This is a genomic window from Escherichia sp. UTM R2, from assembly GCF_048593455.1.
In the GTDB taxonomy this organism is placed as follows: domain Bacteria; phylum Pseudomonadota; class Gammaproteobacteria; order Enterobacterales; family Enterobacteriaceae; genus Escherichia; species Escherichia coli.
Genome location: NZ_JBFWDY010000002.1, coordinates 2,436,639 through 2,457,518 on the forward strand (window position 1 = coordinate 2,436,639; position 20,880 = coordinate 2,457,518).

The 20,880-nt window shown below is 48.0% G+C and carries 21 protein-coding genes and 1 pseudogene; 13 read left to right on the forward strand and 9 right to left on the reverse strand.

Going from position 1 to position 20,880, the window contains the following annotated elements; all coding sequences use genetic code 11:
* Positions 1-34: 34 nt before the first annotated feature.
* From ralR to ttcA, 5 genes are all read left to right on the forward strand, one after another.
* Positions 35-229, forward strand: coding sequence for a type I toxin-antitoxin system endodeoxyribonuclease toxin RalR (ralR, locus tag AB4H76_RS12585; RefSeq protein ID WP_001317028.1), 195 nt, complete (start codon positions 35-37; stop codon positions 227-229).
* Entirely contained in the window at positions 222-431 is a 210-nt protein-coding gene (gene rcbA, locus AB4H76_RS12590) for a double-strand break reduction protein RcbA (protein WP_000276809.1), read from the forward strand. The genes ralR and rcbA overlap by 8 nt, the downstream gene beginning before the upstream one ends.
* Before the next feature lie 78 nt (positions 432-509).
* Positions 510-725, forward strand: coding sequence for an excisionase XisR (gene xisR / locus AB4H76_RS12595; protein WP_000079604.1), 216 nt, complete (start codon positions 510-512; stop codon positions 723-725).
* Position 726: 1 nt separating this feature from the next.
* Entirely contained in the window at positions 727-1,962 is a 1,236-nt protein-coding gene (locus tag AB4H76_RS12600) for a tyrosine-type recombinase/integrase (RefSeq protein WP_000040852.1), read from the forward strand.
* A gap of 51 nt (positions 1,963-2,013) precedes the next feature.
* Complete coding sequence (gene ttcA, locus AB4H76_RS12605; RefSeq protein WP_001157407.1) at positions 2,014-2,949, forward strand: tRNA 2-thiocytidine(32) synthetase TtcA; 936 nt, start codon at positions 2,014-2,016, stop codon at positions 2,947-2,949.
* 128 nt (positions 2,950-3,077) lie between these two features.
* On the opposite strand, the gene dbpA is transcribed toward ttcA, so the two are convergent.
* The 4 genes from dbpA to ydaN form a co-directional block, all read right to left on the reverse strand.
* Positions 3,078-4,451, reverse strand: a complete 1,374-nt coding sequence (dbpA, locus tag AB4H76_RS12610; RefSeq protein ID WP_077492676.1) for an ATP-dependent RNA helicase DbpA — start codon at positions 4,449-4,451, stop codon at positions 3,078-3,080.
* Positions 4,452-4,480: 29 nt separating this feature from the next.
* Positions 4,481-4,654 carry a protein YnaL gene (gene ynaL / locus AB4H76_RS12615; protein ID WP_077492678.1) on the reverse strand — a complete coding sequence of 58 codons (174 nt, stop codon included), beginning with the start codon at positions 4,652-4,654 and terminating at the stop codon, positions 4,481-4,483.
* A gap of 274 nt (positions 4,655-4,928) precedes the next feature.
* Positions 4,929-5,912: a zinc transporter ZntB gene (gene zntB / locus AB4H76_RS12620; RefSeq protein ID WP_000387388.1), complete on the reverse strand. Its 984-nt coding sequence runs from the start codon at positions 5,910-5,912 to the stop codon at positions 4,929-4,931.
* A gap of 13 nt (positions 5,913-5,925) precedes the next feature.
* Positions 5,926-5,973: a protein YnaN gene (ydaN, locus tag AB4H76_RS12625; protein WP_211180494.1), complete on the reverse strand. Its 48-nt coding sequence runs from the start codon at positions 5,971-5,973 to the stop codon at positions 5,926-5,928.
* Positions 5,974-6,166: 193 nt separating this feature from the next.
* Here ydaN and dgcM point away from each other — a divergent pair, with 193 nt between their 5' ends.
* Positions 6,167-7,399, forward strand: coding sequence for a diguanylate cyclase DgcM (gene dgcM / locus AB4H76_RS12630; protein ID WP_077492686.1), 1,233 nt, complete (start codon positions 6,167-6,169; stop codon positions 7,397-7,399).
* A 20-nt stretch (positions 7,400-7,419) separates the two neighbouring features.
* Here the strand turns inward: dgcM and smrA are convergent, their stop codons facing one another.
* Positions 7,420-7,983, reverse strand: a complete 564-nt coding sequence (smrA, locus tag AB4H76_RS12635; RefSeq protein ID WP_001046829.1) for a DNA endonuclease SmrA — start codon at positions 7,981-7,983, stop codon at positions 7,420-7,422.
* A 329-nt stretch (positions 7,984-8,312) separates the two neighbouring features.
* Positions 8,313-9,221 carry a LysR family transcriptional regulator gene (locus AB4H76_RS12640; protein WP_000885454.1) on the reverse strand — a complete coding sequence of 303 codons (909 nt, stop codon included), beginning with the start codon at positions 9,219-9,221 and terminating at the stop codon, positions 8,313-8,315.
* Between the two features lie 175 nt (positions 9,222-9,396).
* On the opposite strand from AB4H76_RS12640, the gene abgA reads away from it, so the two are divergent.
* The 6 genes and pseudogenes from abgA to uspE all read left to right on the forward strand — a co-directional run bounded on the left by abgA (position 9,397) and on the right by uspE (position 16,290).
* Positions 9,397-10,707, forward strand: coding sequence for a p-aminobenzoyl-glutamate hydrolase subunit AbgA (gene abgA / locus AB4H76_RS12645; RefSeq protein WP_077492680.1), 1,311 nt, complete (start codon positions 9,397-9,399; stop codon positions 10,705-10,707).
* Positions 10,707-12,152, forward strand: a pseudogene (gene abgB, locus AB4H76_RS12650) (p-aminobenzoyl-glutamate hydrolase subunit AbgB). Before abgA ends, abgB begins: the two are co-directional and overlap by 1 nt.
* Positions 12,153-12,188: 36 nt before the next feature.
* On the forward strand, positions 12,189-13,715 hold the full coding sequence (abgT, locus tag AB4H76_RS12655; RefSeq protein ID WP_077492682.1) for a p-aminobenzoyl-glutamate transporter: 1,527 nt from the start codon (positions 12,189-12,191) through the stop codon (positions 13,713-13,715).
* 10 nt (positions 13,716-13,725) lie between these two features.
* The gene (ogt, locus tag AB4H76_RS12660; protein ID WP_000945011.1) at positions 13,726-14,241 is read left to right on the forward strand and encodes a methylated-DNA--[protein]-cysteine S-methyltransferase; all 516 of its coding nucleotides are present in this window, start codon (positions 13,726-13,728) and stop codon (positions 14,239-14,241) included.
* Positions 14,242-14,435: 194 nt separating this feature from the next.
* The gene (gene fnr / locus AB4H76_RS12665) at positions 14,436-15,188 is read left to right on the forward strand and encodes a fumarate/nitrate reduction transcriptional regulator Fnr (RefSeq protein WP_000611911.1); all 753 of its coding nucleotides are present in this window, start codon (positions 14,436-14,438) and stop codon (positions 15,186-15,188) included.
* Between the two features lie 151 nt (positions 15,189-15,339).
* Complete coding sequence (uspE, locus tag AB4H76_RS12670; protein WP_001262123.1) at positions 15,340-16,290, forward strand: universal stress protein UspE; 951 nt, start codon at positions 15,340-15,342, stop codon at positions 16,288-16,290.
* A gap of 49 nt (positions 16,291-16,339) precedes the next feature.
* Here uspE and AB4H76_RS12675 read toward each other — a convergent pair whose 3' ends face one another.
* Positions 16,340-16,597, reverse strand: a complete 258-nt coding sequence (locus AB4H76_RS12675; protein WP_000605090.1) for a DUF2534 family protein — start codon at positions 16,595-16,597, stop codon at positions 16,340-16,342.
* A gap of 243 nt (positions 16,598-16,840) precedes the next feature.
* Here AB4H76_RS12675 and ynaI point away from each other — a divergent pair, with 243 nt between their 5' ends.
* Positions 16,841-17,872: a low conductance mechanosensitive channel YnaI gene (gene ynaI, locus AB4H76_RS12680; RefSeq protein WP_000559900.1), complete on the forward strand. Its 1,032-nt coding sequence runs from the start codon at positions 16,841-16,843 to the stop codon at positions 17,870-17,872.
* A gap of 50 nt (positions 17,873-17,922) precedes the next feature.
* Here the strand turns inward: ynaI and mppA are convergent, their stop codons facing one another.
* The gene (mppA, locus tag AB4H76_RS12685; protein ID WP_000683020.1) at positions 17,923-19,536 is read right to left on the reverse strand and encodes a murein tripeptide ABC transporter substrate-binding protein MppA; all 1,614 of its coding nucleotides are present in this window, start codon (positions 19,534-19,536) and stop codon (positions 17,923-17,925) included.
* 336 nt (positions 19,537-19,872) lie between these two features.
* The gene (gene pgrR / locus AB4H76_RS12690) at positions 19,873-20,772 is read right to left on the reverse strand and encodes a DNA-binding transcriptional regulator PgrR (RefSeq protein WP_000817708.1); all 900 of its coding nucleotides are present in this window, start codon (positions 20,770-20,772) and stop codon (positions 19,873-19,875) included.
* Positions 20,773-20,880: the final 108 nt, after the last annotated feature.

Below are 20,880 nucleotides of genomic sequence, written 5' to 3' on the forward strand. Positions count from 1 at the left end.
CCGCCAACTTGAAATATTTTTTATGAGAAAAATTATGAGATATGACAATGTTAAACCATGTCCATTTTGTGGTTGTCCATCAGTAACGGTGAAAGCCATTTCAGGATATTACCGAGCGAAGTGTAACGGATGCGAATCCCGAACCGGTTATGGTGGAAGTGAAAAAGAAGCACTCGAAAGATGGAATAAACGAACCACTGGAAATAATAATGGAGGTGTTCATGTATAAAATTACCGCCACTATTGAAAAGGAAGGTGGCACTCCTACTAACTGGACAAGATATTCAAAATCTAAACTAACGAAATCAGAATGCGAAAAAATGCTCTCAGGTAAAAAAGAAGCAGGCGTTTCCAGAGAGCAGAAAGTAAAACTGATAAATTTTAATTGCGAGAAACTTCAGTCCTCGAGAATTGCATTGTATTCAAATTAAAACTTCATAGCTGATTATTAATAATCAACATCGGGCGTCAATTTCAGTCTAACATTGGCGCCTGCCAGAGGTGATGCGATGGCACAAGTAATCTTTAATGAAGAGTGGATGGTTGAATACGGCCTGATGCTTCGCACTGGTCTGGGGGCCAGACAAATTGAAGCATACCGCCAGAACTGTTGGGTGGAGGGCTTCCACTTCAAACGAGTATCTCCTTTAGGTAAGCCAGACAGCAAACGAGGGATTATCTGGTACAACTATCCAAAGATAAATCAGTTTATCAAAGACTCATGATATGTCTAAATTACCAACAGGTGTCGAGATTAGAGGTAGATACATTCGCATCTGGTTCATGTTTCGAGGAAAACGATGTCGGGAAACATTAAAAGGCTGGGAGATTACAAACAGTAATATTAAAAAGGCCGGAAATTTAAGAGCGCTGATAGTTCATGAAATAAACTCCGGTGAATTTGAGTATTTAAGACGTTTTCCCCAGTCCAGCACTGGGGCAAAAATGGTGACAACGAGAGTCATAAAAACGTTCGGAGAGCTTTGTGATATCTGGACAAAAATTAAAGAGACAGAGTTAACAACAAACACAATGAAGAAAACGAAATCACAATTAAAAACACTCAGAATAATAATTTGTGAAAGTACCCCGATATCACATATTCGTTATAGCGATATCTTAAACTACCGGAATGAACTGCTGCATGGAGAAACGCTTTACCTGGATAATCCAAGATCCAACAAAAAAGGAAGAACCGTGCGCACAGTTGATAACTATATCGCCCTGCTCTGTTCGCTGTTGCGTTTTGCGTATCAGTCGGGATTTATATCAACCAAACCATTTGAAGGAGTAAAAAAATTACAGCGAAACAGAATAAAGCCTGATCCGTTATCTAAAACAGAATTCAATGCATTAATGGAAAGTGAAAAAGGACAGAGCCAGAACTTGTGGAAATTTGCCGTTTACTCAGGACTTCGTCACGGGGAACTGGCAGCTCTGGCGTGGGAGGATGTGGATCTCGAAAAGGGAATAGTGAATGTCAGAAGAAACCTGACGATACTTGATATGTTCGGTCCCCCAAAAACAAATGCCGGGATCCGAACAGTAACACTACTGCAGCCTGCTCTTGAAGCACTGAAGGAGCAATACAAACTGACCGGGCATCATCGCAAAAGCGAAATCACCTTTTATCATCGGGAGTACGGCAGAACCGAAAAGCAAAAACTGCATTTTGTTTTCATGCCCAGGGTGTGTAACGGAAAACAAAAACCTTATTACTCGGTAAGCAGTTTGGGGGCAAGGTGGAATGCAGCAGTAAAACGTGCTGGTATTCGCCGCCGTAATCCGTACCATACGCGGCATACTTTTGCCTGCTGGCTGTTGACGGCAGGAGCGAACCCGGCATTTATAGCCAGCCAAATGGGGCATGAAACTGCGCAGATGGTGTATGAAATTTACGGTATGTGGATTGATGACATGAACGACGAACAGATAGCCATGTTGAATGCGCGGTTATCGTAGTTGCAAAGTTTGCCCCCAATTTGCCCCATTTAGTACCAGAGAACTGAAATAATGCAAGAAAATCAACAAATTACAAAGAAAGAACAATACAACCTGAACAAATTACAAAAACGTCTGCGTCGTAACGTGGGCGAAGCCATTGCTGACTTCAATATGATTGAAGAAGGCGATCGCATCATGGTTTGCCTCTCAGGGGGTAAAGACAGCTATACCATGCTGGAGATTCTGCGCAATTTGCAGCAAAGCGCGCCAATCAATTTTTCGCTGGTGGCTGTTAACCTCGATCAAAAGCAACCGGGCTTCCCAGAACACGTTCTGCCCGAGTATCTTGAAAAGCTGGGCGTTGAGTACAAGATTGTCGAAGAGAACACTTACGGTATCGTGAAAGAGAAGATTCCAGAGGGCAAAACCACTTGCTCACTGTGTTCTCGCCTTCGTCGCGGTATCCTTTATCGTACCGCAACGGAACTGGGGGCGACGAAGATCGCGTTGGGTCACCATCGTGACGATATCCTGCAAACGTTGTTCTTAAATATGTTCTACGGCGGCAAGATGAAAGGTATGCCTCCGAAACTGATGAGCGATGATGGCAAACATATCGTTATTCGTCCGCTGGCCTACTGCCGCGAGAAAGATATTCAGCGATTTGCCGATGCAAAAGCGTTCCCGATTATTCCGTGCAACCTGTGCGGTTCACAGCCTAACCTGCAACGTCAGGTGATTGCTGACATGTTGCGTGACTGGGATAAACGTTATCCAGGGCGTATCGAGACGATGTTCAGCGCGATGCAGAATGTAGTGCCGTCGCATCTGTGCGATACCAACCTGTTCGATTTTAAAGGCATTACCCACGGTTCTGAAGTGGTTAACGGGGGTGATCTGGCGTTTGATCGCGAAGAGATCCCACTACAACCGGCGGGCTGGCAGCCAGAAGAAGATGAAAATCAGTTGGATGAGTTACGACTGAATGTGGTTGAAGTGAAATAACCAGGATAGCGCCCGATGCGCAAGCGTATTGGGCTACTCTTATGGAGGCCGGATAAGACGCGGCCAGCGTCGCATCCGGCAATCCCGAATAAGATGTTTACTCTTGCACCCGGCAATTCAACATTTCATTATTTTAATAACCGCACCCGGCACGTTTTTCCTTTAATCTTCCCGCCCTGTAACTGTTTCCATGCTTTATGAGCAACAGCCTGACGGACCGCGACATAGACATGCGCCGGATGCACGGCGATTTTGCCAATATCTGCGCCATCAAGCCCGATATCTCCTGTCAGTGCACCTAATACATCACCCGGGCGCATTTTGGCTTTTTTCCCGCCATCGATACACAACGTTGCCATTTCTGCTTCCAGCGGCACAATGGAACTATTAGCTGGCGGCGTTTGCCAGTTAAGTTTTATCTGCAACATGTCAGAAATGATATTGGCCCGCTGTGCTTCTTCCGGAGCACAGAAACTGATCGCCAGACCGCTATTTCCTGCACGAGCTGTACGACCGATGCGATGTACATGAACTTCAGGGTCCCACGCCAGCTCAAAGTTCACCACCAGCTCAAGCGATTTAATATCCAGACCACGCGCAGCAACATCAGTAGCAACCAGTACACGGGCGCTACCGTTAGCAAAACGTACCAGAGTCTGATCGCGATCGCGTTGCTCCAGATCGCCGTGTAACGACAATGCACTTTGCCCTACTTCATTCAGCGCGTCGCAGACAGCCTGGCAATCTTTTTTGGTATTGCAAAACACCACGCAAGAGGATGGCTGATGCAAGCTTAATAACCGTTGCAACAGAGGAATTTTGCCTTTGCTGGATGTCTCATAAAATTGTTGTTCAATGGGTGGCAAAGCATCTGTTGAGTCAATTTCAATCGCCAAAGGATCGCGTTGCACTCGTCCGCTGATTGCAGCGATGGCTTCCGGCCAGGTTGCCGAAAACAGAAGCGTCTGTCGAGATGCAGGCGCAAAACGGATGACATCATCAATGGCATCGCTAAATCCCATATCCAGCATGCGGTCGGCCTCATCCATCACCAGCGTATTCAACGTATCCAGTGATACCGTGCCTTTTTGCAGGTGATCCAGCAAACGCCCCGGCGTTGCCACGATAATATGCGGCGCATGTTGCAACGAATCACGCTGCATACCGAACGGTTGACCACCGCACAACGTCAAAATTTTGGTATTTGGCAGAAAACGCGCCAGCCGACGCAATTCACCTGCCACCTGATCCGCCAGTTCACGCGTAGGACACAGCACTAAAGCCTGGGTTTGAAATAGCGACGCATCAATTTGCTGTAACAAGCCGAGGCCAAAAGCCGCCGTTTTGCCGCTGCCGGTTTTCGCCTGCACGCGAACATCTTTTCCGGCAAGGATCGCCGGAAGCGCGGCGGCCTGCACCGGCGTCATGGTTAAATAACCCAACTCATTAAGGTTCGTGAGTTGGGCGGGAGGCAAAACATTCAGGGTAGAAAAAGCGGTCACAATCTATTCTCGTGGTCATCGACGCAAAGTTAGCAGGCGCGTATCCTCGCAGATCTACGCTCACGATGCGACAATTTAATCGGTTCTTCATCGGGTGGTGGGTCAGGCATGGGTTGCGGGCGAGGGATCGAATCGGGCACTGGAACAGGATCGCCAGGAATCGGTTCAGGGACAGGAATTTGCAAATAAATAAGTGTCGTCATATTTCCCTCCGGTCATTGGGTGGACTCTTAAAGGGTAGACGCTGATAAATAACAGGCAAAAAAAAGCCGACTCATCAAAGTCGGCGTCGTACGAATCAATTGTGCTATGCAGTAATTCAAAAAAGGAAGTAAGACAATATGGAGCGCAACGCCCATCGCTTGACGTTGCATTCACCTGCAAGAGAGATATTGCCCTGAATGGGTAGACAGTTTATTGACTTCGCTCAAACTTTGCGGCGTTTTTGTATACAGACAGCCGGAAAAATTGCTTTTGTTACAACCATTTACTACGATGCAACCATAAAGCAACACCACCAATAAGAACAACTAACAGAATACAAAAAATTGAAAATCCGAATTGCCACCCGCCGCCAGGGATCCCACCAAGGTTGACGCCAAATAACCCGGTCAGAAAGGTACTGGGTAAAAAGACCATTGCCATCAACGACATTGTATAGGTACGACGAGCTAAATTTTCCTGCATCACCTGAGCGATTTCATCCGCCATCACGCCAGTCCGTGCTATACAGGCGTCGATTTCGTCAAGGCCGCGCCCAAGGCGATCGGCAATATCCTGCATCCGACGGCGTTGGTCATCGCTCATCCACGGCAAACGTTCACTGGCAAGACGAGCATAAACATCACGTTGCGGTGCCATATAGCGACGCATCACAATTAATTGTTTGCGCAGCAGAGCCAGGAATCCACGCGGTGGAATTTGCTGATCAAGGAGATTATCTTCAAGGTCGATAATTTTATCGTGCAGCTGCTCGATAAATTCACTGGAATGATCGGTCAACGCATCGCACACATCCACCAGCCATCCCCCGCAATCGGTCGGACCCGTGCCCTCTTCCAGATCGCTCACCACATCGTCCAGCGCCAGCACTTTGCGTTGTCGGGTCGAAACAATTAACCGCCCGTCCATATATACACGCATGGCGACCAGTTGATCGGGGCGTTCATCGGTGCTGCCGTTTATACAGCGCAATGTAATCAGCGTGCCTTCACCGAGACGGCTGACTCGGGGACGCGTGCTCTCGCCCGCCAGCGCATCACGTACGTTATTGGGAAGCAGCGGTGTTGTCGCCAGCCATTGGGCGCTATCATGGTGTACATAATTAAGGTGGAGCCAACAGGGATGCGCTTCATCAATCACATCTGTATTTTCCAGCGGTTTAACGCCGCCTCTACCATCCAGCATCCAGGCAAATACTGCATCCGGGACATTAACGTCCGATCCCTTAATCGCTTCCACAGTGCCTCCATCATCAACGCATTATTTTGTAGTCTAGCCTTCTGGCCCTGTTACGCAACATCTCATCACCCCATTACCCTGAAATGATTAATAAAATTCTGTCTAAATTGAATACAAAAAGCAAAATGCTTTTCCGTATACAAACCGTGTGAAGTGTTAAATAGCGTCTATCATTATCAGAATTATCTGATCATATGACGTGGCTTTTTTGCGATCGGATAGCAACAAAAATTGATAAAAATAACGGGATCTCAATGATTACGCACAACTTCAATACCCTGGACTTACTCACCAGTCCTGTCTGGATCGTTTCGCCCTTTGAGGAACAGTTAATTTATGCCAATAGCGCGGCGAAACTGTTGATGCAAGACCTCACGTTTAGTCAGCTACGAACCGGACCCTATTCCGTCTCCTCACAAAAAGAACTGCCGAAATACCTCTCCGATCTGCAAAACCAACACGATATTATCGAAATCCTCACTGTTCAGCGTAAAGAAGAGGAAACAGCATTGAGCTGTCGGCTTGTTTTGCGAAAGCTGACAGAAACAGAACCGGTGATTATTTTCGAAGGTATCGAAGCGCCGGCAACGCTGGGTTTAAAAGCCAGTCGCTCGGCAAATTATCAGCGCAAAAAACAAGGTTTTTATGCGCGCTTTTTTCTGACTAACTCTGCACCAATGTTGTTGATTGACCCGTCACGAGATGGACAAATCGTCGATGCTAACCTCGCCGCGCTCAATTTCTATGGTTATAACCATGAAACGATGTGCCAGAAACATACCTGGGAAATAAATATGCTCGGGCGTCGCGTCATGCCTATCATGCATGAAATCTCGCATTTACCCGGTGGTCATAAACCTTTGAATTTTGTTCATAAACTGGCGGATGGTTCGACTCGTCATGTGCAGACCTATGCCGGACCGATTGAAATTTATGGCGACAAGCTCATGTTATGTATTGTGCATGATATTACTGAGCAAAAACGGCTGGAGGAGCAGCTGGAACATGCTGCTCACCATGACGCGATGACCGGATTACTGAATCGGCGACAGTTTTATCACATTACGGAACCAGGCCAAATGCAGCATCTCGCCATCGCTCAGGATTACAGCTTGTTGCTCATCGACACCGATCGTTTTAAACACATTAACGATCTCTATGGGCATTCTAAAGGTGATGAGGTGTTATGCGCCCTCGCCCGCACCCTCGAAAGTTGCTCTCGCAAAGGCGATTTGGTGTTTCGTTGGGGAGGCGAAGAGTTTGTCTTATTGCTACCAAGAACCCCACTGGATACCGCGCTTTCGCTGGCTGAAACTATCCGCGTAAGCGTGGCAAAAGTGAGTATTTCGGGCTTACCACGCTTTACCGTCAGCATTGGTGTGGCGCATCACGAAGGAAATGAAAGCATCGATGAACTGTTTAAACGCGTTGATGATGCTTTGTATCGGGCGAAAAATGATGGACGCAACCGCGTGCTGGCGGCATAAGCCGCGGATGCGTCTCGAGATCAACGACTGCGCTTAGCGTGGCGCTCCCAGTTTTCTTGCTTCGCCTGCGCCGTTTTACGTAGTGCGACGTAACACGCCCCGCTGCCGCCATGATGCGGTAGCGCGGTGCAATATGCCTGAACATCATCAAATTCGGTCAGCCAGCGCGCCACATAGCTGCGGACAATATTGGCATGCGATTTATCATCCCGCCCTTTACCATGAATAATCAGCACGTTACGCAAACCATCCGCCAGGGCTTGTTGAATAAAACTGAACACCATTTTGCGGCACTCTTCCACCGGCTGGCGCAAAAGATTCAGGCTCGCCTGTTGCGGATATTTACCACTGCGCAGCTTATCCAGCACCCCATGTTGCAACCCTTCCCGCCGAAACTCCAGCGGCTGACTTAGTGGGATGATGTCGAGAAATCCGGTGGTGAGGAAATTATCAAGCTGCAGCGTGTCGATACGCTGCGGCGCACGTTGGTTACGCGTTGGATGCCAGTGGACATCGGTAGCACGTTTCAGCGGCTGGACATCTTCCATGGCGTCAAGAAACAGCGATTTGTCGTCAAGGTTCATGTTACATCCTCCCGCAATTAAGAGCGCGATATGATAACCAGACCGGGTCGGTCCAACAACGTATTACCCAAATTTCCAGTAATAAGTTCCAAATATTGCCGATATTTTAAGCAAAATACTTATGCATGATTATTCATTCACGATATTAATAATGTAACTTATATTTTCGTGAAATCTGTCACTGAAGAAAATTGGCAACTAAAGGTTAAAACCGTTATAACACAGTCACCGGCGCAGAGGAGACAATGCCGGATTTAAGACGCGGATGCACTGCTGTGTGTACTGTAGAGTCTGGCGGATGTCGACAGACTCTATTTTTTTATGCAGTTTTAACTTTGCAGATAGCCGCATTCTCGCCGGAATTGCGTGATTAATGACGCGGTCAGTGGTGTCTGGCGACTATCACGCCGCTGAATCAAATAATAGGCCGCTTTCGGTAAAATTTCGCTAACCGGCAACATCACCAGCCCCTGTCCGTGCAAGGGATCGCAGCCCATTTCTTCAGGCAGTATGCTGAGAAAATCGCTTTTTGCCACCAGACTGATACAGGCTGAGAACGTCTCGCAGACTACACCGACCTGTGGCGTTTGCGCCTGATCGTCAAGCAATTCACTCAACTGTTTGTAGTAGCTGCCGTGTGGCGTCGGCATTGTCCAGCTGTAATCCAGTAACTGTTTGATCGAACGGGCACCAATGGCGGGGTGTCCCGGGCGGCAAAAGATCGCGAATTGCTTTTCCAGTAATTTCTCAAAAGTAAATTCGTGGTCGTACGGTCCCTGATAATAGGTATTGATGGTGAAATCCAATTCTCCCTGACGCAATTCATTAATCATCGACACCAGTTGCCCTTCCATAATGCGTACTTTTACCTGCGGATGCTGCTGATGAAAACGAGATATGACAGCTGGCATCAGACTGCGGGAAATACTGGCCCCCATGCCGATATTAATCTGCCCTGCCAGTTGCCCTTGTCGTTGGCGAATATCCTCTTGGGCTGCGCGCAGCTCTTCAAGAATTAGACTGGCGTGCTGATAAAAACTTTCACCGGCATCAGTTAACGTCACGCCTTTACTACGGCGAAAAAAGAGTTGCGCCGCTAACCCTTCTTCTAGCTCCTGAATAGATTTACTCAGTGCCGGTTGCGACATATTCAACATTCGGCTCGCTCCGCGAATGCTGCCCTGACGAGCCACTTCAACAAAAGCCCGAATTTGATGAATTTTTACCTGAAAAGCCATGACGCCACCGATAACCGTTATTTATCAGACCAAAGAAACTGGCATCTACTTTAATGCAGATGATTGTGTCAGGGTAATTTATGAACGGTTAAAACTGTGAAAAATCAGTTAGTGATAAGTAAAAACTATCGCTAGGTGAACCGGGTCACACTTTTTACTGATGACGGGAAAGGTTATGGAGTCTTTGAATCAATTTGTTAATTCGCTTGCCCCAAAATTATCGCACTGGCGACGTGATTTTCATCACTATGCAGAGCCTGGCTGGGTGGAATTCCGCACTGCCACCCTTGTTGCGGAAGAATTGCACCAGCTCGGCTATTCACTGGCGCTGGGTCGCGAAGTAGTTAATGAAAGTAGCCGGATGGGATTACCTGATGAATTCACTCTACAACGCGAATTCGAGCGCGCTCGTCAACAGGGTGCGCTAGCACAATGGATTGCGGCTTTTGAAGGTGGTTTCACTGGTATCGTCGCCACCCTGGATACCGGTCGCCCCGGTCCGGTGATGGCTTTCCGTGTCGATATGGACGCGCTGGATCTCAGTGAAGAGCAGGATGTCAGCCATCGCCCCTACCGCGACGGTTTTGCGTCATGTAACGCCGGAATGATGCATGCCTGTGGTCATGATGGACATACCGCCATTGGGCTTGGGCTGGCGCATACCCTTAAACAGTTCGAGTCCGGACTACATGGCGTCATCAAACTGATTTTTCAGCCTGCAGAGGAAGGTACGCGTGGCGCGCGGGCGATGGTCGATGCAGGTGTCGTAGATGATGTTGATTATTTTACTGCCGTGCACATTGGCACTGGCGTACCTGCGGGCACCGTGGTGTGCGGCAGTGATAATTTTATGGCAACCACCAAATTTGACGCGCACTTCACCGGTACCGCCGCTCACGCAGGCGCAAAACCAGAAGACGGTCACAATGCCTTGTTGGCGGCAGCACAAGCCACTCTTGCACTGCATGCAATCGCCCCGCACAGCGAAGGAGCTTCCAGAGTAAACGTGGGCGTTATGCAGGCAGGAAGCGGTCGTAACGTTGTTCCTGCCTCGGCGTTGCTGAAAGTGGAAACACGCGGGGCCAGCGACGTCATTAATCAATATGTTTTTGACCGTGCACAACAAGCGATTCAGGGCGCAGCAACCATGTATGGTGTCGGCGTTGAAACTCGTCTGATGGGTGCAGCTACCGCCAGTTCTCCTTCGCCGCAATGGGTCGCATGGTTGCAAAGTCAGGCGGCTCAGGTCGCGGGGGTCAATCAGGCCATTGAACGTGTTGAAGCGCCTGCGGGTTCCGAAGATGCCACATTAATGATGGCCCGCGTGCAGCAACATCAAGGGCAAGCCTCCTACGTGGTGTTTGGCACACAGCTGGCGGCAGGTCATCACAACGAAAAATTCGATTTTGACGAGCAGGTTCTCGCTATTGCCGTCGAAACGCTGGCGCGCACCGCGCTCAATTTTCCCTGGACGCGAGGTATCTGATGCAGGAAATCTATCGTTTTATCGACGATGCGATTGAAGCCGATCGCCAACGTTATACCGATATTGCCGATCAAATCTGGGATCATCCAGAAACACGTTTTGAAGAGTTCTGGTCAGCGGAGCATCTGGCTTCGGCGCTGTAATCTGCAGGCTTCACCGTTACCCGCAACGTAGGCAATATCCCAAATGCCTTTATTGCTTCGTTTGGTCAAGGCAAACCGGTTATCGCCCTGCTGGGAGAATATGACGCCCTGGCAGGTTTAAGTCAGCAAGCAGGTTGCGCGCAACCTACATCCGTGACGCCCGGTGAAAATGGTCACGGTTGCGGACACAATTTGCTGGGAACCGCCGCCTTTGCCGCTGCAATAGCCGTCAAGAAATGGCTGGAACAATATGGGCAAGGCGGCACGGTGCGCTTTTATGGTTGTCCTGGCGAAGAAGGCGGCTCGGGTAAAACGTTCATGGTTCGCGAGGGGGTATTTGATGATGTGGATGCGGCACTCACCTGGCACCCGGAAGCCTTTGCCGGTATGTTCAATACCCGCACGCTGGCAAACATTCAGGCATCATGGCGCTTTAAAGGGATCGCAGCACATGCCGCGAATTCCCCTCATTTGGGACGCAGCGCCCTTGATGCCGTAACGTTGATGACCACTGGCACCAACTTCCTCAACGAACATATTATTGAAAAAGCGCGCGTACACTATGCCATCACAAATAGCGGCGGGATCTCGCCCAACGTGGTCCAGGCGCAGGCAGAAGTGCTTTATCTTATCCGCGCCCCCGAAATGACCGACGTGCAGCATATTTATGATCGGGTCGCCAAAATCGCCGAAGGTGCGGCATTGATGACCGAAACCACGGTTGAATGCCGCTTCGACAAAGCCTGTTCCAGTTATCTCCCGAATCGCACCTTAGAAAATGCCATGTACCAGGCCCTATCCCATTTTGGTACCCCGGAATGGAACTCCGAAGAACTGGCTTTTGCGAAACAAATTCAGGCTACGCTCACCTCCAACGATCGGCAAAACAGTCTGAATAATATCGCCGCAACCGGTGGCGAAAACGGCAAGGTTTTTGCACTACGTCATCGTGAAACGGTACTGGCGAATGAAGTCGCTCCATATGCCGCCACCGATAACGTGCTTGCGGCATCGACTGATGTCGGCGACGTCAGTTGGAAACTGCCTGTTGCCCAGTGTTTCAGCCCCTGTTTTGCCGTCGGTACACCGCTACATACGTGGCAACTGGTTAGCCAGGGGCGAACATCTATTGCTCATAAAGGAATGCTGCTGGCGGCGAAAACTATGGCAGCAACCACAGTCAATCTCTTCCTTGATTCAGGGCTATTGCAAGAATGCCAACAAGAGCATCAGCAAGTAACGGACACGCAACCGTATCACTGCCCTATCCCGAAAAACGTGACACCGTCACCTTTAAAATAACAACAACAACGCAAACACAACAACCGAGGAATGCCCATGAGTATGTCATCCATACCGTCGTCCTCCCAATCCGGGAAGCTCTATGGCTGGGTCGAAAGAATTGGTAACAAGGTTCCCCATCCTTTTCTGCTCTTTATCTATTTGATTATCGTACTCATGGTGACGACGGCAATTTTGTCGGCCTTTGGCGTCAGTGCGAAAAACCCGACCGATGGTACGCCGGTCGTGGTGAAAAACCTGCTCAGTGTGGAAGGATTACACTGGTTTTTACTTAATGTTATTAAAAACTTTAGCGGTTTTGCTCCACTTGGTGCGATCCTGGCGCTGGTTTTAGGTGCCGGTCTGGCGGAGCGCGTCGGCTTACTGCCAGCACTAATGGTTAAAATGGCATCGCATGTTAATGCCCGCTACGCCAGTTATATGGTGCTGTTTATTGCTTTTTTCAGCCACATTTCTTCCGATGCGGCGTTAGTGATCATGCCACCGATGGGTGCGCTGATTTTTCTGGCGGTGGGCAGGCATCCAGTTGCAGGTTTACTGGCTGCCATTGCAGGCGTAGGTTGCGGCTTTACGGCTAATTTACTGATTGTCACAACCGACGTGTTGCTGTCGGGGATCAGCACGGAAGCGGCAGCTGCGTTCAATCCGCAAATGCACGTCAGTGTAATTGATAACTGGTATTTTATGGCCAGCTCCGTAGTCGTACTGACGATTATTGGCGGCCTGATAACCGACAAAATCATCGAGCCACGGTTAGGTCAATGGCAGGGAAACAGCGATGAGAAACTGCAGACATTGACCGAAAGTCAGCGTTTTGGTTTACGCATAGCAGGTGTCGTATCGCTACTTTTTATTGCTGCGATTGCGCTGATGGTGATCCCGCAAAACGGGATATTGCGCGATCCGATTAATCACACCGTGATGCCATCACCCTTTATTAAAGGTATCGTGCCACTGATCATTCTTTTTTTCTTTGTTGTCTCGCTGGCTTATGGCATCGCTACCCGCACAATTCGACGTCAGGCGGATTTACCGCATTTAATGATTGAACCGATGAAAGAGATGGCGGGATTTATCGTGATGGTTTTTCCCCTCGCCCAATTTGTCGCCATGTTTAACTGGAGCAACATGGGGAAATTCATCGCCGTGGGGCTGACCGATATACTGGAAAGTTCAGGGCTTAGCGGCATCCCGGCGTTTGTCGGTCTGGCGTTGCTTTCCTCTTTCTTATGCATGTTTATTGCCAGCGGTTCCGCAATCTGGTCGATTCTTGCCCCCATTTTCGTACCAATGTTTATGCTACTTGGCTTTCACCCGGCATTTGCGCAAATCCTCTTTCGTATTGCCGACTCATCCGTATTGCCTTTAGCGCCGGTATCTCCTTTTGTTCCACTGTTTCTTGGATTCCTGCAACGCTACAAACCAGACGCGAAACTGGGTACTTACTATTCGTTAGTCTTGCCCTATCCGCTTATCTTTTTGGTGGTATGGCTGCTGATGTTGCTGGCGTGGTATCTTGTTGGTCTGCCGATAGGTCCGGGGATTTCCCCACGTTTGTCTTAAGAGAGAACGGATGCTGAGATTACTTGAAGAAAAAATTGCCACGCCACTGGGTCCACTGTGGGTGATTTGCGATGAACAATTTCGTCTGCGGGCGGTTGAATGGGAAGAGTACAGCGAACGCATGGTGCAGCTGCTGGACATCCATTATCGCAAAGAAGGCTATGAGCGCATTTCTGCCACCAATCCAGGCGGTTTAAGCGACAAGCTTCGTGAATATTTTGCCGGTAATCTTAGCATTATTGATACGCTTCCCACTGCTACGGGGGGGACGCCATTTCAGCGCGAAGTCTGGAAAACACTACGCACTATCCCCTGCGGACAGGTAATGCATTACGGCCAACTGGCTGAGCAATTGGGCCGTCCTGGCGCGGCGCGTGCCGTTGGTGCGGCAAACGGATCGAATCCCATCAGCATCGTCGTACCTTGCCATCGGGTTATTGGCCGAAACGGCACCATGACCGGATATGCAGGCGGAGTTCAGCGAAAAGAGTGGTTATTGCGCCATGAAGGTTATCTTTTGCTGTAAACATTAAACAATTTGTGCCAGCTTGTTCACACTTTTATGTAAAGTTACCCTTAACAACTTAAGGGTTTTCAAATAGATAGACATATATTTACATCTAATATCGGAATTCTCTGCTGTTAAGGTTTGCTTAGACTTACTTGCTCCCTAAAAAGATGTTAAAATTGACAAATATCAATTACGGCTTGAGCAGACCTATGATCCCGGAAAAGCGAATTATACGGCGCATTCAGTCTGGCGGTTGTGCTATCCATTGCCAGGATTGCAGCATCAGCCAGCTTTGCATCCCGTTCACACTCAACGAACATGAGCTTGATCAGCTTGATAATATCATTGAGCGGAAGAAGCCTATTCAGAAAGGCCAGACGCTGTTTAAGGCTGGTGATGAACTTAAATCGCTTTATGCCATCCGCTCCGGTACGATTAAAAGTTATACCATCACTGAGCAAGGCGACGAGCAAATCACTGGTTTCCATTTAGCAGGCGACCTGGTGGGATTTGACGCCATCGGCAGCGGCCATCACCCGAGCTTCGCGCAGGCGCTGGAAACCTCGATGGTATGTGAAATCCCGTTCGAAACGCTGGACGATTTGTCCGGTAAAATGCCGAATCTGCGTCAGCAGATGATGCGTCTGATGAGCGGTGAAATCAAAGGCGATCAGGACATGATCCTGCTGTTGTCGAAGAAAAATGCCGAGGAACGTCTGGCTGCATTCATCTACAACCTGTCCCGTCGTTTTGCCCAACGCGGCTTCTCCCCTCGTGAATTCCGCCTGACGATGACTCGTGGCGATATCGGTAACTATCTGGGCCTGACGGTAGAAACCATCAGCCGTCTGCTGGGTCGCTTCCAGAAAAGCGGCATGCTGGCAGTCAAAGGTAAATACATCACCATCGAAAATAACGATGCGCTGGCCCAGCTTGCTGGTCATACGCGTAACGTTGCCTGATTTTTCCGCATAACTCACTATCCTTCTGTCATATCATTAAATTTTTCTGATTTATTGATCTGGCAGAAGGTTCATCACTGTTTCATTCACCAGATATGGGTTAATCTTTTAATTACAAACTGCGTTGACAGTTGTTGTAAGGAGACCCTGTATGGCTATGTATCAGAACATGCTCGTTGTTATCGATCCTAACCAGGACGACCAACCAGCATTGCGGCGAGCTGTTTATTTACATCAACGGATTGGTGGCAAAATTAAAGCCTTTTTGCCGATCTATGACTTCTCATACGAAATGACCACCCTGCTCTCCCCGGACGAACGTACCGCTATGCGTCAGGGCGTCATCAGCCAGCGTACAGCCTGGATCCACGAGCAGGCAAAATATTATCTCAATGCTGGCGTTCCCATTGAAATTAAAGTGGTCTGGCATAACCGTCCTTTCGAAGCCATCATTCAGGAAGTGATCAGCGGCGGGCACGATTTGGTGCTAAAAATGGCGCACCAACATGACCGTCTGGAAGCGGTGATTTTTACGCCAACGGACTGGCATCTGTTACGCAAATGCCCAAGCCCGGTGTGGATGGTGAAAGACCAGCCGTGGCCGGAAGGAGGTAAGGCGCTGGTGGCGGTGAATCTCGCCAGTGAAGAGCCGTATCATAATGCGCTCAATGAAAAACTGGTCAAAGAGACGATCGAACTGGCAGAACAAGTCAACCATACCGAAGTTCATCTGGTTGGCGCTTACCCAGTAACGCCAATTAATATCGCGATTGAACTGCCGGAATTTGATCCGAGCGTTTATAACGATGCCATTCGTGGGCAACATTTGCTGGCAATGAAAGCTCTGCGGCAGAAATTCGGCATTAATGAAAACATGACGCACGTAGAAAAAGGTCTGCCTGAAGAGGTGATTCCTGATTTGGCGGAGCATTTACAGGCGGGAATTGTGGTTCTGGGCACGGTCGGACGCACCGGTATTTCAGCAGCATTCCTCGGCAACACGGCGGAACAGGTGATTGATCATCTTCGCTGCGACCTGCTGGTCATTAAACCTGACCAGTATCAGACACCCGTTGAACTGGATGACGAAGAAGACGATTAACGACTCTTCAATAACTGACAAGGCCCGAGTTATCGGGCCTATTTTTTACTTACTGCTCTTCGCCGCCAAGGAAATAAATTCCCAACGGGATTGCCAGCAACACAGTAAAGACCAGGCTATAAACAAAAATCATCGATGACTGAATCACATACATTGATGTCGTCCACTCAGACAGCGGAATATTGTACTGTTCTATAACGCCGCCGATGGTCGCGCGAGTCACAACCGACGCCGCAATAATGAAAACCGCCAACAAACCAAAGAGAAATTTCTTCCCTTTCGCTGACTTCAGTTTCGCCATAATCATGATGTAATCCTTGTGCAGACAAATTTCTTGTTACCTAAACGTAACAATACCATGACATTTCACCGTTGTCTGCTCTGAAAACCTCACCTCTTAGCTGGATTTACAATCAACGCATTGATTAGTTAGCTAATGTTGCTACTTCCTTCCCTGACTATTGATGATCTGAATGAATTGTCGCGGTAAAATAGCCCCGCCAGGGGTTTCCGGCATGACGACAATTATCTGGAGGAGCCTGATAAAACAATGATCGCTGAACTGTTTACAAATAATGCGCTTAATCTGGTCATTATTTTCGGTAGCTGCGCAGCATTGATTCTGATGAGCTTTTGGTTTCGCCGTGGAAATCGTAAAAGAAAAGGATTTTTATTCCATGCGGTGCAATTTTTAATCTACACCATAATTATCAGTGCTGTTGGTAGCATTATTAATTATGTTATAGAAAACTATAAACTCAAATTTATCACCCCAGGCGTTATCGATTTTATCTGTACGTCCCTGATTGCGGTTATTCTGACGATTAAGCTATTTCTGCTGATTAATCAGTTTGAAAAACAGCAGATTAAAAAAGGTCGCGATATCACCAGTGCGCGGATTATGTCGCGTATCATCAAAATCACCATTATTGTGGTGCTTGTTCTGCTTTATGGCGAACATTTCGGCATGAGCCTTTCTGGCTTGCTGACCTTTGGTGGTATTGGTGGTCTGGCTGTCGGTATGGCCGGTAAAGATATTCTGAGTAACTTCTTTTCCGGGATTATGCTCTATTTCGACCGTCCTTTCAGTATTGGCGACTGGATCCGTTCACCGGACAGAAATATCGAAGGTACAGTAGCGGAAATTGGCTGGCGAATTACCAAAATTACGACCTTTGATAATCGTCCATTGTACGTACCGAACTCGCTGTTTTCGTCGATCAGCGTAGAAAACCCAGGACGAATGACCAACCGCCGCATTACCACGACCATTGGTTTACGTTATGAGGATGCGGCAAAAGTGGGCGTTATTGTCGAAGCTGTACGTGAGATGCTGAAAAATCACCCGGCCATCGACCAGCGACAAACCTTACTGGTTTATTTCAACCAGTTTGCTGACTCTTCATTGAATATTATGGTTTATTGCTTTACCAAAACCACGGTATGGGCTGAATGGCTTGCTGCACAGCAAGACGTTTATTTGAAGATTATCGATATTGTACAGTCACACGGCGCGGACTTTGCCTTCCCCAGCCAGACGCTGTATATGGATAACATTACACCGCCGGAACAGGGTCGCTAAATCAGACATCACTGGCGTTATGCACAAGGGTAACGCCAGTTCCCATCACATCAATGCTTCACAATATACATAGTCCGACTGTACGCCACATCTTCAGGATTATTAATGGGATAACCTTTCAGCCACGGCTTGATTAATCGTCCATTGGTATATTGATAAATTGGTGCAATCGGTGCTTGCTCCATGAGGATTTTTTCTGCCGCGTTGTAATCGGCATTACGCGCTTTAACGGTATTTTCCGTCGATGCCTGGGCCAGAACTTTGTCATATGCCGGATTGTTAAAGCGTGAAATATTTCCTGAATGCGTTGACGTTAATAATGTCAGGAAAGTGGAGGGTTCATTATAATCCCCCACCCACGAGGCGCGGATAACATCAAAATTGCCGGTGTTACGGCTATCGATATAGGTTTTCCATTCCTGATTTTGCAATTTAACATCTACGCCAAGGTTCTTTTTCCACATCGATGCTACAGCAATCGCAATTTTTTGATGGTTTTCTGAAGTGTTATACAAAAGCGTCAGCTTCAGCGGTTTTTGCGGACCATAACCAGCTGCGCTCAACAAAGTTTTTGCCTGCGCATTCAGTTCTTCCTGACTCATTTGTTCAAACGGCGAAGGTTCCGGCGTAAATCCCGCGGTAACATCTGGTGTAAAATGCCACGCTGGCTTTTCGCCCGTCCCTAATACTTTTTCGGTCATCAGGCGGCGATCTATCGTCATACTTAATGCCAGACGAACGCGCTGATCTGCCGTCGGCCCTTTTTGCGTGTTAAACGCATAATAATAGGTCCCGAGCTGCGGCGGCGTATAAACCTGCCCCGGAATATCCTTCAACAGCTTCTGATACATATTTTTCGGGAAGGATTCGGTGATATCAATATCCCCCGCGAGGTAACGCTTAGTGGCTGCGGATTCCTGATTAATTGGCAGGAAGGTCACTTTTTGCAGTACCGTTTTGGCGTTATCCCAATAATGGGTATTCGGTACCACGACCAGTTTTTCATTGACTACGCGCTCTTTAAGAACATAAGCGCCATTGCCGATCAGATTTCCGGGTTTCGTCCACTCTTTACCGCTTTCTACGTTGGCTTTTTGCACCGGGAAGAAGGCAAAGTTAGCGGTTAAATTCACAAACCACGGCAACGGTTTATCAAGCTGAATTTTCAAAGTATGGGCATCAACTGCGGTGACGCCAAGCTGGTCAGGCGTAGCTTTACCATCAATAATCGCCTGTGCGTTGTTGATTCCCGCCAGCGCGGCAAACCATGCAAATGGCGACAATGTTTTTGGGTCCACCAGACGTTGCCAGCTGTAGACAAAATCTTGCGCCGTTACCGGTGTGCCATCCGCCCATTTTGCGTTATCGCGCAGGGTAAAAGTCCAGATACGGTTGTCATTACTTTTCCACTGAGTCGCAACGCCGGGGACAATCTCCCCTTTTTCGTTCTGATTCACCAGACCTTCAAACAGATCGCGAATGACCTGAATCTCTGGCAGGCCCACGGCTTTAGCGGGATCCAGCGACGCAGGCTCATCTTTAATGTGGCGCACCAGCTCCTGCTTCTCTGCCAGTACTGTGCCGCTCGGAACTTCTGCAGCATACGAAAGAGAAATGCTGCTGACCAACAGCGCACAACACGTGACTGAAACAGAGTGCTTCATAAGTTTCCCTCTAACCGACATTAAAATTGATGCGTAATTATTTGTTTCGCCTTAAAGAAATGCAAACAACTTCCATCAAAAAAGTGACAAAGGAAGCATCAAATGTTTTAAGTATCAATATATCAAATCAGATTTAGTGTAAATAATAGTCTCCAAAATGCGGTAAAGCACATAGAACTCCGAACACTACGTTCGGGCTTCGCACGTTCAAACCCGTTTTCGGTATCATAATCAGCATCTGTCGCCATTGTACGAAGAATAAAAAATGACCAAAACGTTGAAAGGAACTGAGAATACGTTAAGAGAAGAATTAAATTAATGTATCAGCAAGTAGTGCTAAACAGCACCTTTATACTTCAGCCTATCTATAAATAATGAGAATGCCGAGCCAGCATGTCGACGGTGTGGATAGTACAGGTGATAACCGGGTAAATCTGGTGTGAATTTATCCAAAACACGTATCAGTTTTTTTTCTTTAATAGCCCGCTCAACCTGATCATAAGGTAGATACGCCAATCCATGCCCATCAATTGCAGCATCAATGATCAGGTCTATCGTATTCAGTAAAAGCTGACCTTCCATGCGAACACGAACTTCACGTCCACCGCGTATTAATCTCCAGCGATTTGCTGTACCCGATGTGGGAAGATACAAATTAATTGCCTGATGATCTATTAATTGTGACACTGACGTTGGAACACTTCGGCGAGAAAAATAATCCGGTGAGCCAACAATAGCCATTGGTATATCTGGCCCGATTCGAATGGCGATCATATCTTTATCCATCTCCCCACCCAGACGGACGCCTGCATCAAAACGTTCAGAAACGACATCGGTCAAACCATAATCAATGGTGAGCTGAATATCAATTTCAGGATGCGATTTCAGGAATGTGCGCATTGCTGGTAACAATATCGTTTTTGCTGCATGTTCTACAGTAGTAATACGTATTGTCCCGGATGGGCGGTTCTGCAGATCGCTCAGGGATGCCATGGCTGAATCTATGTCATGCAACATAGGGCCAAGAACAGACAAAAGATGCTCGCCCGCTTCAGTTGGAACAACGCTGCGCGTGGTTCGCGTCAGAAGCCGCAATCCCAATCGTTCTTCTATACGACGCACTATCTGGCTTAAAGCTGACTGCGCCATGCTCAGGCGGGCTGCTGCACGAGTGAAGCTACGCTCCTCTGCAACGACGACAAACGCCATCAGATCAGCGATTTCTTCACGCTTCATTCAGTATCTCCATGCAATCTATTAATCATTTAAATGATAGGTCTAATCATGATTTTGGGTCTAATCAACTTAATGATCAATATCTATAGTGATATCACCAACCGTTAA

Excerpts from the sequence above, each read along its gene's own strand:
- ralR (WP_001317028.1), top strand. The coding sequence starts at position 35 with ATGAGATATGACAATGTTAAACCATGTCCATTTTGTGGTTGTCCATCA.
- rcbA (WP_000276809.1), top strand. The coding sequence starts at position 222 with ATGTATAAAATTACCGCCACTATTGAAAAGGAAGGTGGCACTCCTACT.
- xisR (WP_000079604.1), top strand. The coding sequence starts at position 510 with ATGGCACAAGTAATCTTTAATGAAGAGTGGATGGTTGAATACGGCCTG.
- AB4H76_RS12600 (WP_000040852.1), top strand. The coding sequence starts at position 727 with ATGTCTAAATTACCAACAGGTGTCGAGATTAGAGGTAGATACATTCGC.
- ttcA (WP_001157407.1), top strand. The coding sequence starts at position 2,014 with ATGCAAGAAAATCAACAAATTACAAAGAAAGAACAATACAACCTGAAC.
- ynaL (WP_077492678.1), bottom strand. The coding sequence starts at position 4,654 with ATGACGACACTTATTTATTTGCAAATTCCTGTCCCTGAACCGATTCCT.
- dgcM (WP_077492686.1), top strand. The coding sequence starts at position 6,167 with ATGATTACGCACAACTTCAATACCCTGGACTTACTCACCAGTCCTGTC.
- smrA (WP_001046829.1), bottom strand. The coding sequence starts at position 7,983 with ATGAACCTTGACGACAAATCGCTGTTTCTTGACGCCATGGAAGATGTC.
- AB4H76_RS12640 (WP_000885454.1), bottom strand. The coding sequence starts at position 9,221 with ATGGCTTTTCAGGTAAAAATTCATCAAATTCGGGCTTTTGTTGAAGTG.
- abgA (WP_077492680.1), top strand. The coding sequence starts at position 9,397 with ATGGAGTCTTTGAATCAATTTGTTAATTCGCTTGCCCCAAAATTATCG.
- abgT (WP_077492682.1), top strand. The coding sequence starts at position 12,189 with ATGAGTATGTCATCCATACCGTCGTCCTCCCAATCCGGGAAGCTCTAT.
- ogt (WP_000945011.1), top strand. The coding sequence starts at position 13,726 with ATGCTGAGATTACTTGAAGAAAAAATTGCCACGCCACTGGGTCCACTG.
- fnr (WP_000611911.1), top strand. The coding sequence starts at position 14,436 with ATGATCCCGGAAAAGCGAATTATACGGCGCATTCAGTCTGGCGGTTGT.
- uspE (WP_001262123.1), top strand. The coding sequence starts at position 15,340 with ATGGCTATGTATCAGAACATGCTCGTTGTTATCGATCCTAACCAGGAC.
- AB4H76_RS12675 (WP_000605090.1), bottom strand. The coding sequence starts at position 16,597 with ATGATTATGGCGAAACTGAAGTCAGCGAAAGGGAAGAAATTTCTCTTT.
- ynaI (WP_000559900.1), top strand. The coding sequence starts at position 16,841 with ATGATCGCTGAACTGTTTACAAATAATGCGCTTAATCTGGTCATTATT.
- mppA (WP_000683020.1), bottom strand. The coding sequence starts at position 19,536 with ATGAAGCACTCTGTTTCAGTCACGTGTTGTGCGCTGTTGGTCAGCAGC.
- pgrR (WP_000817708.1), bottom strand. The coding sequence starts at position 20,772 with ATGAAGCGTGAAGAAATCGCTGATCTGATGGCGTTTGTCGTCGTTGCA.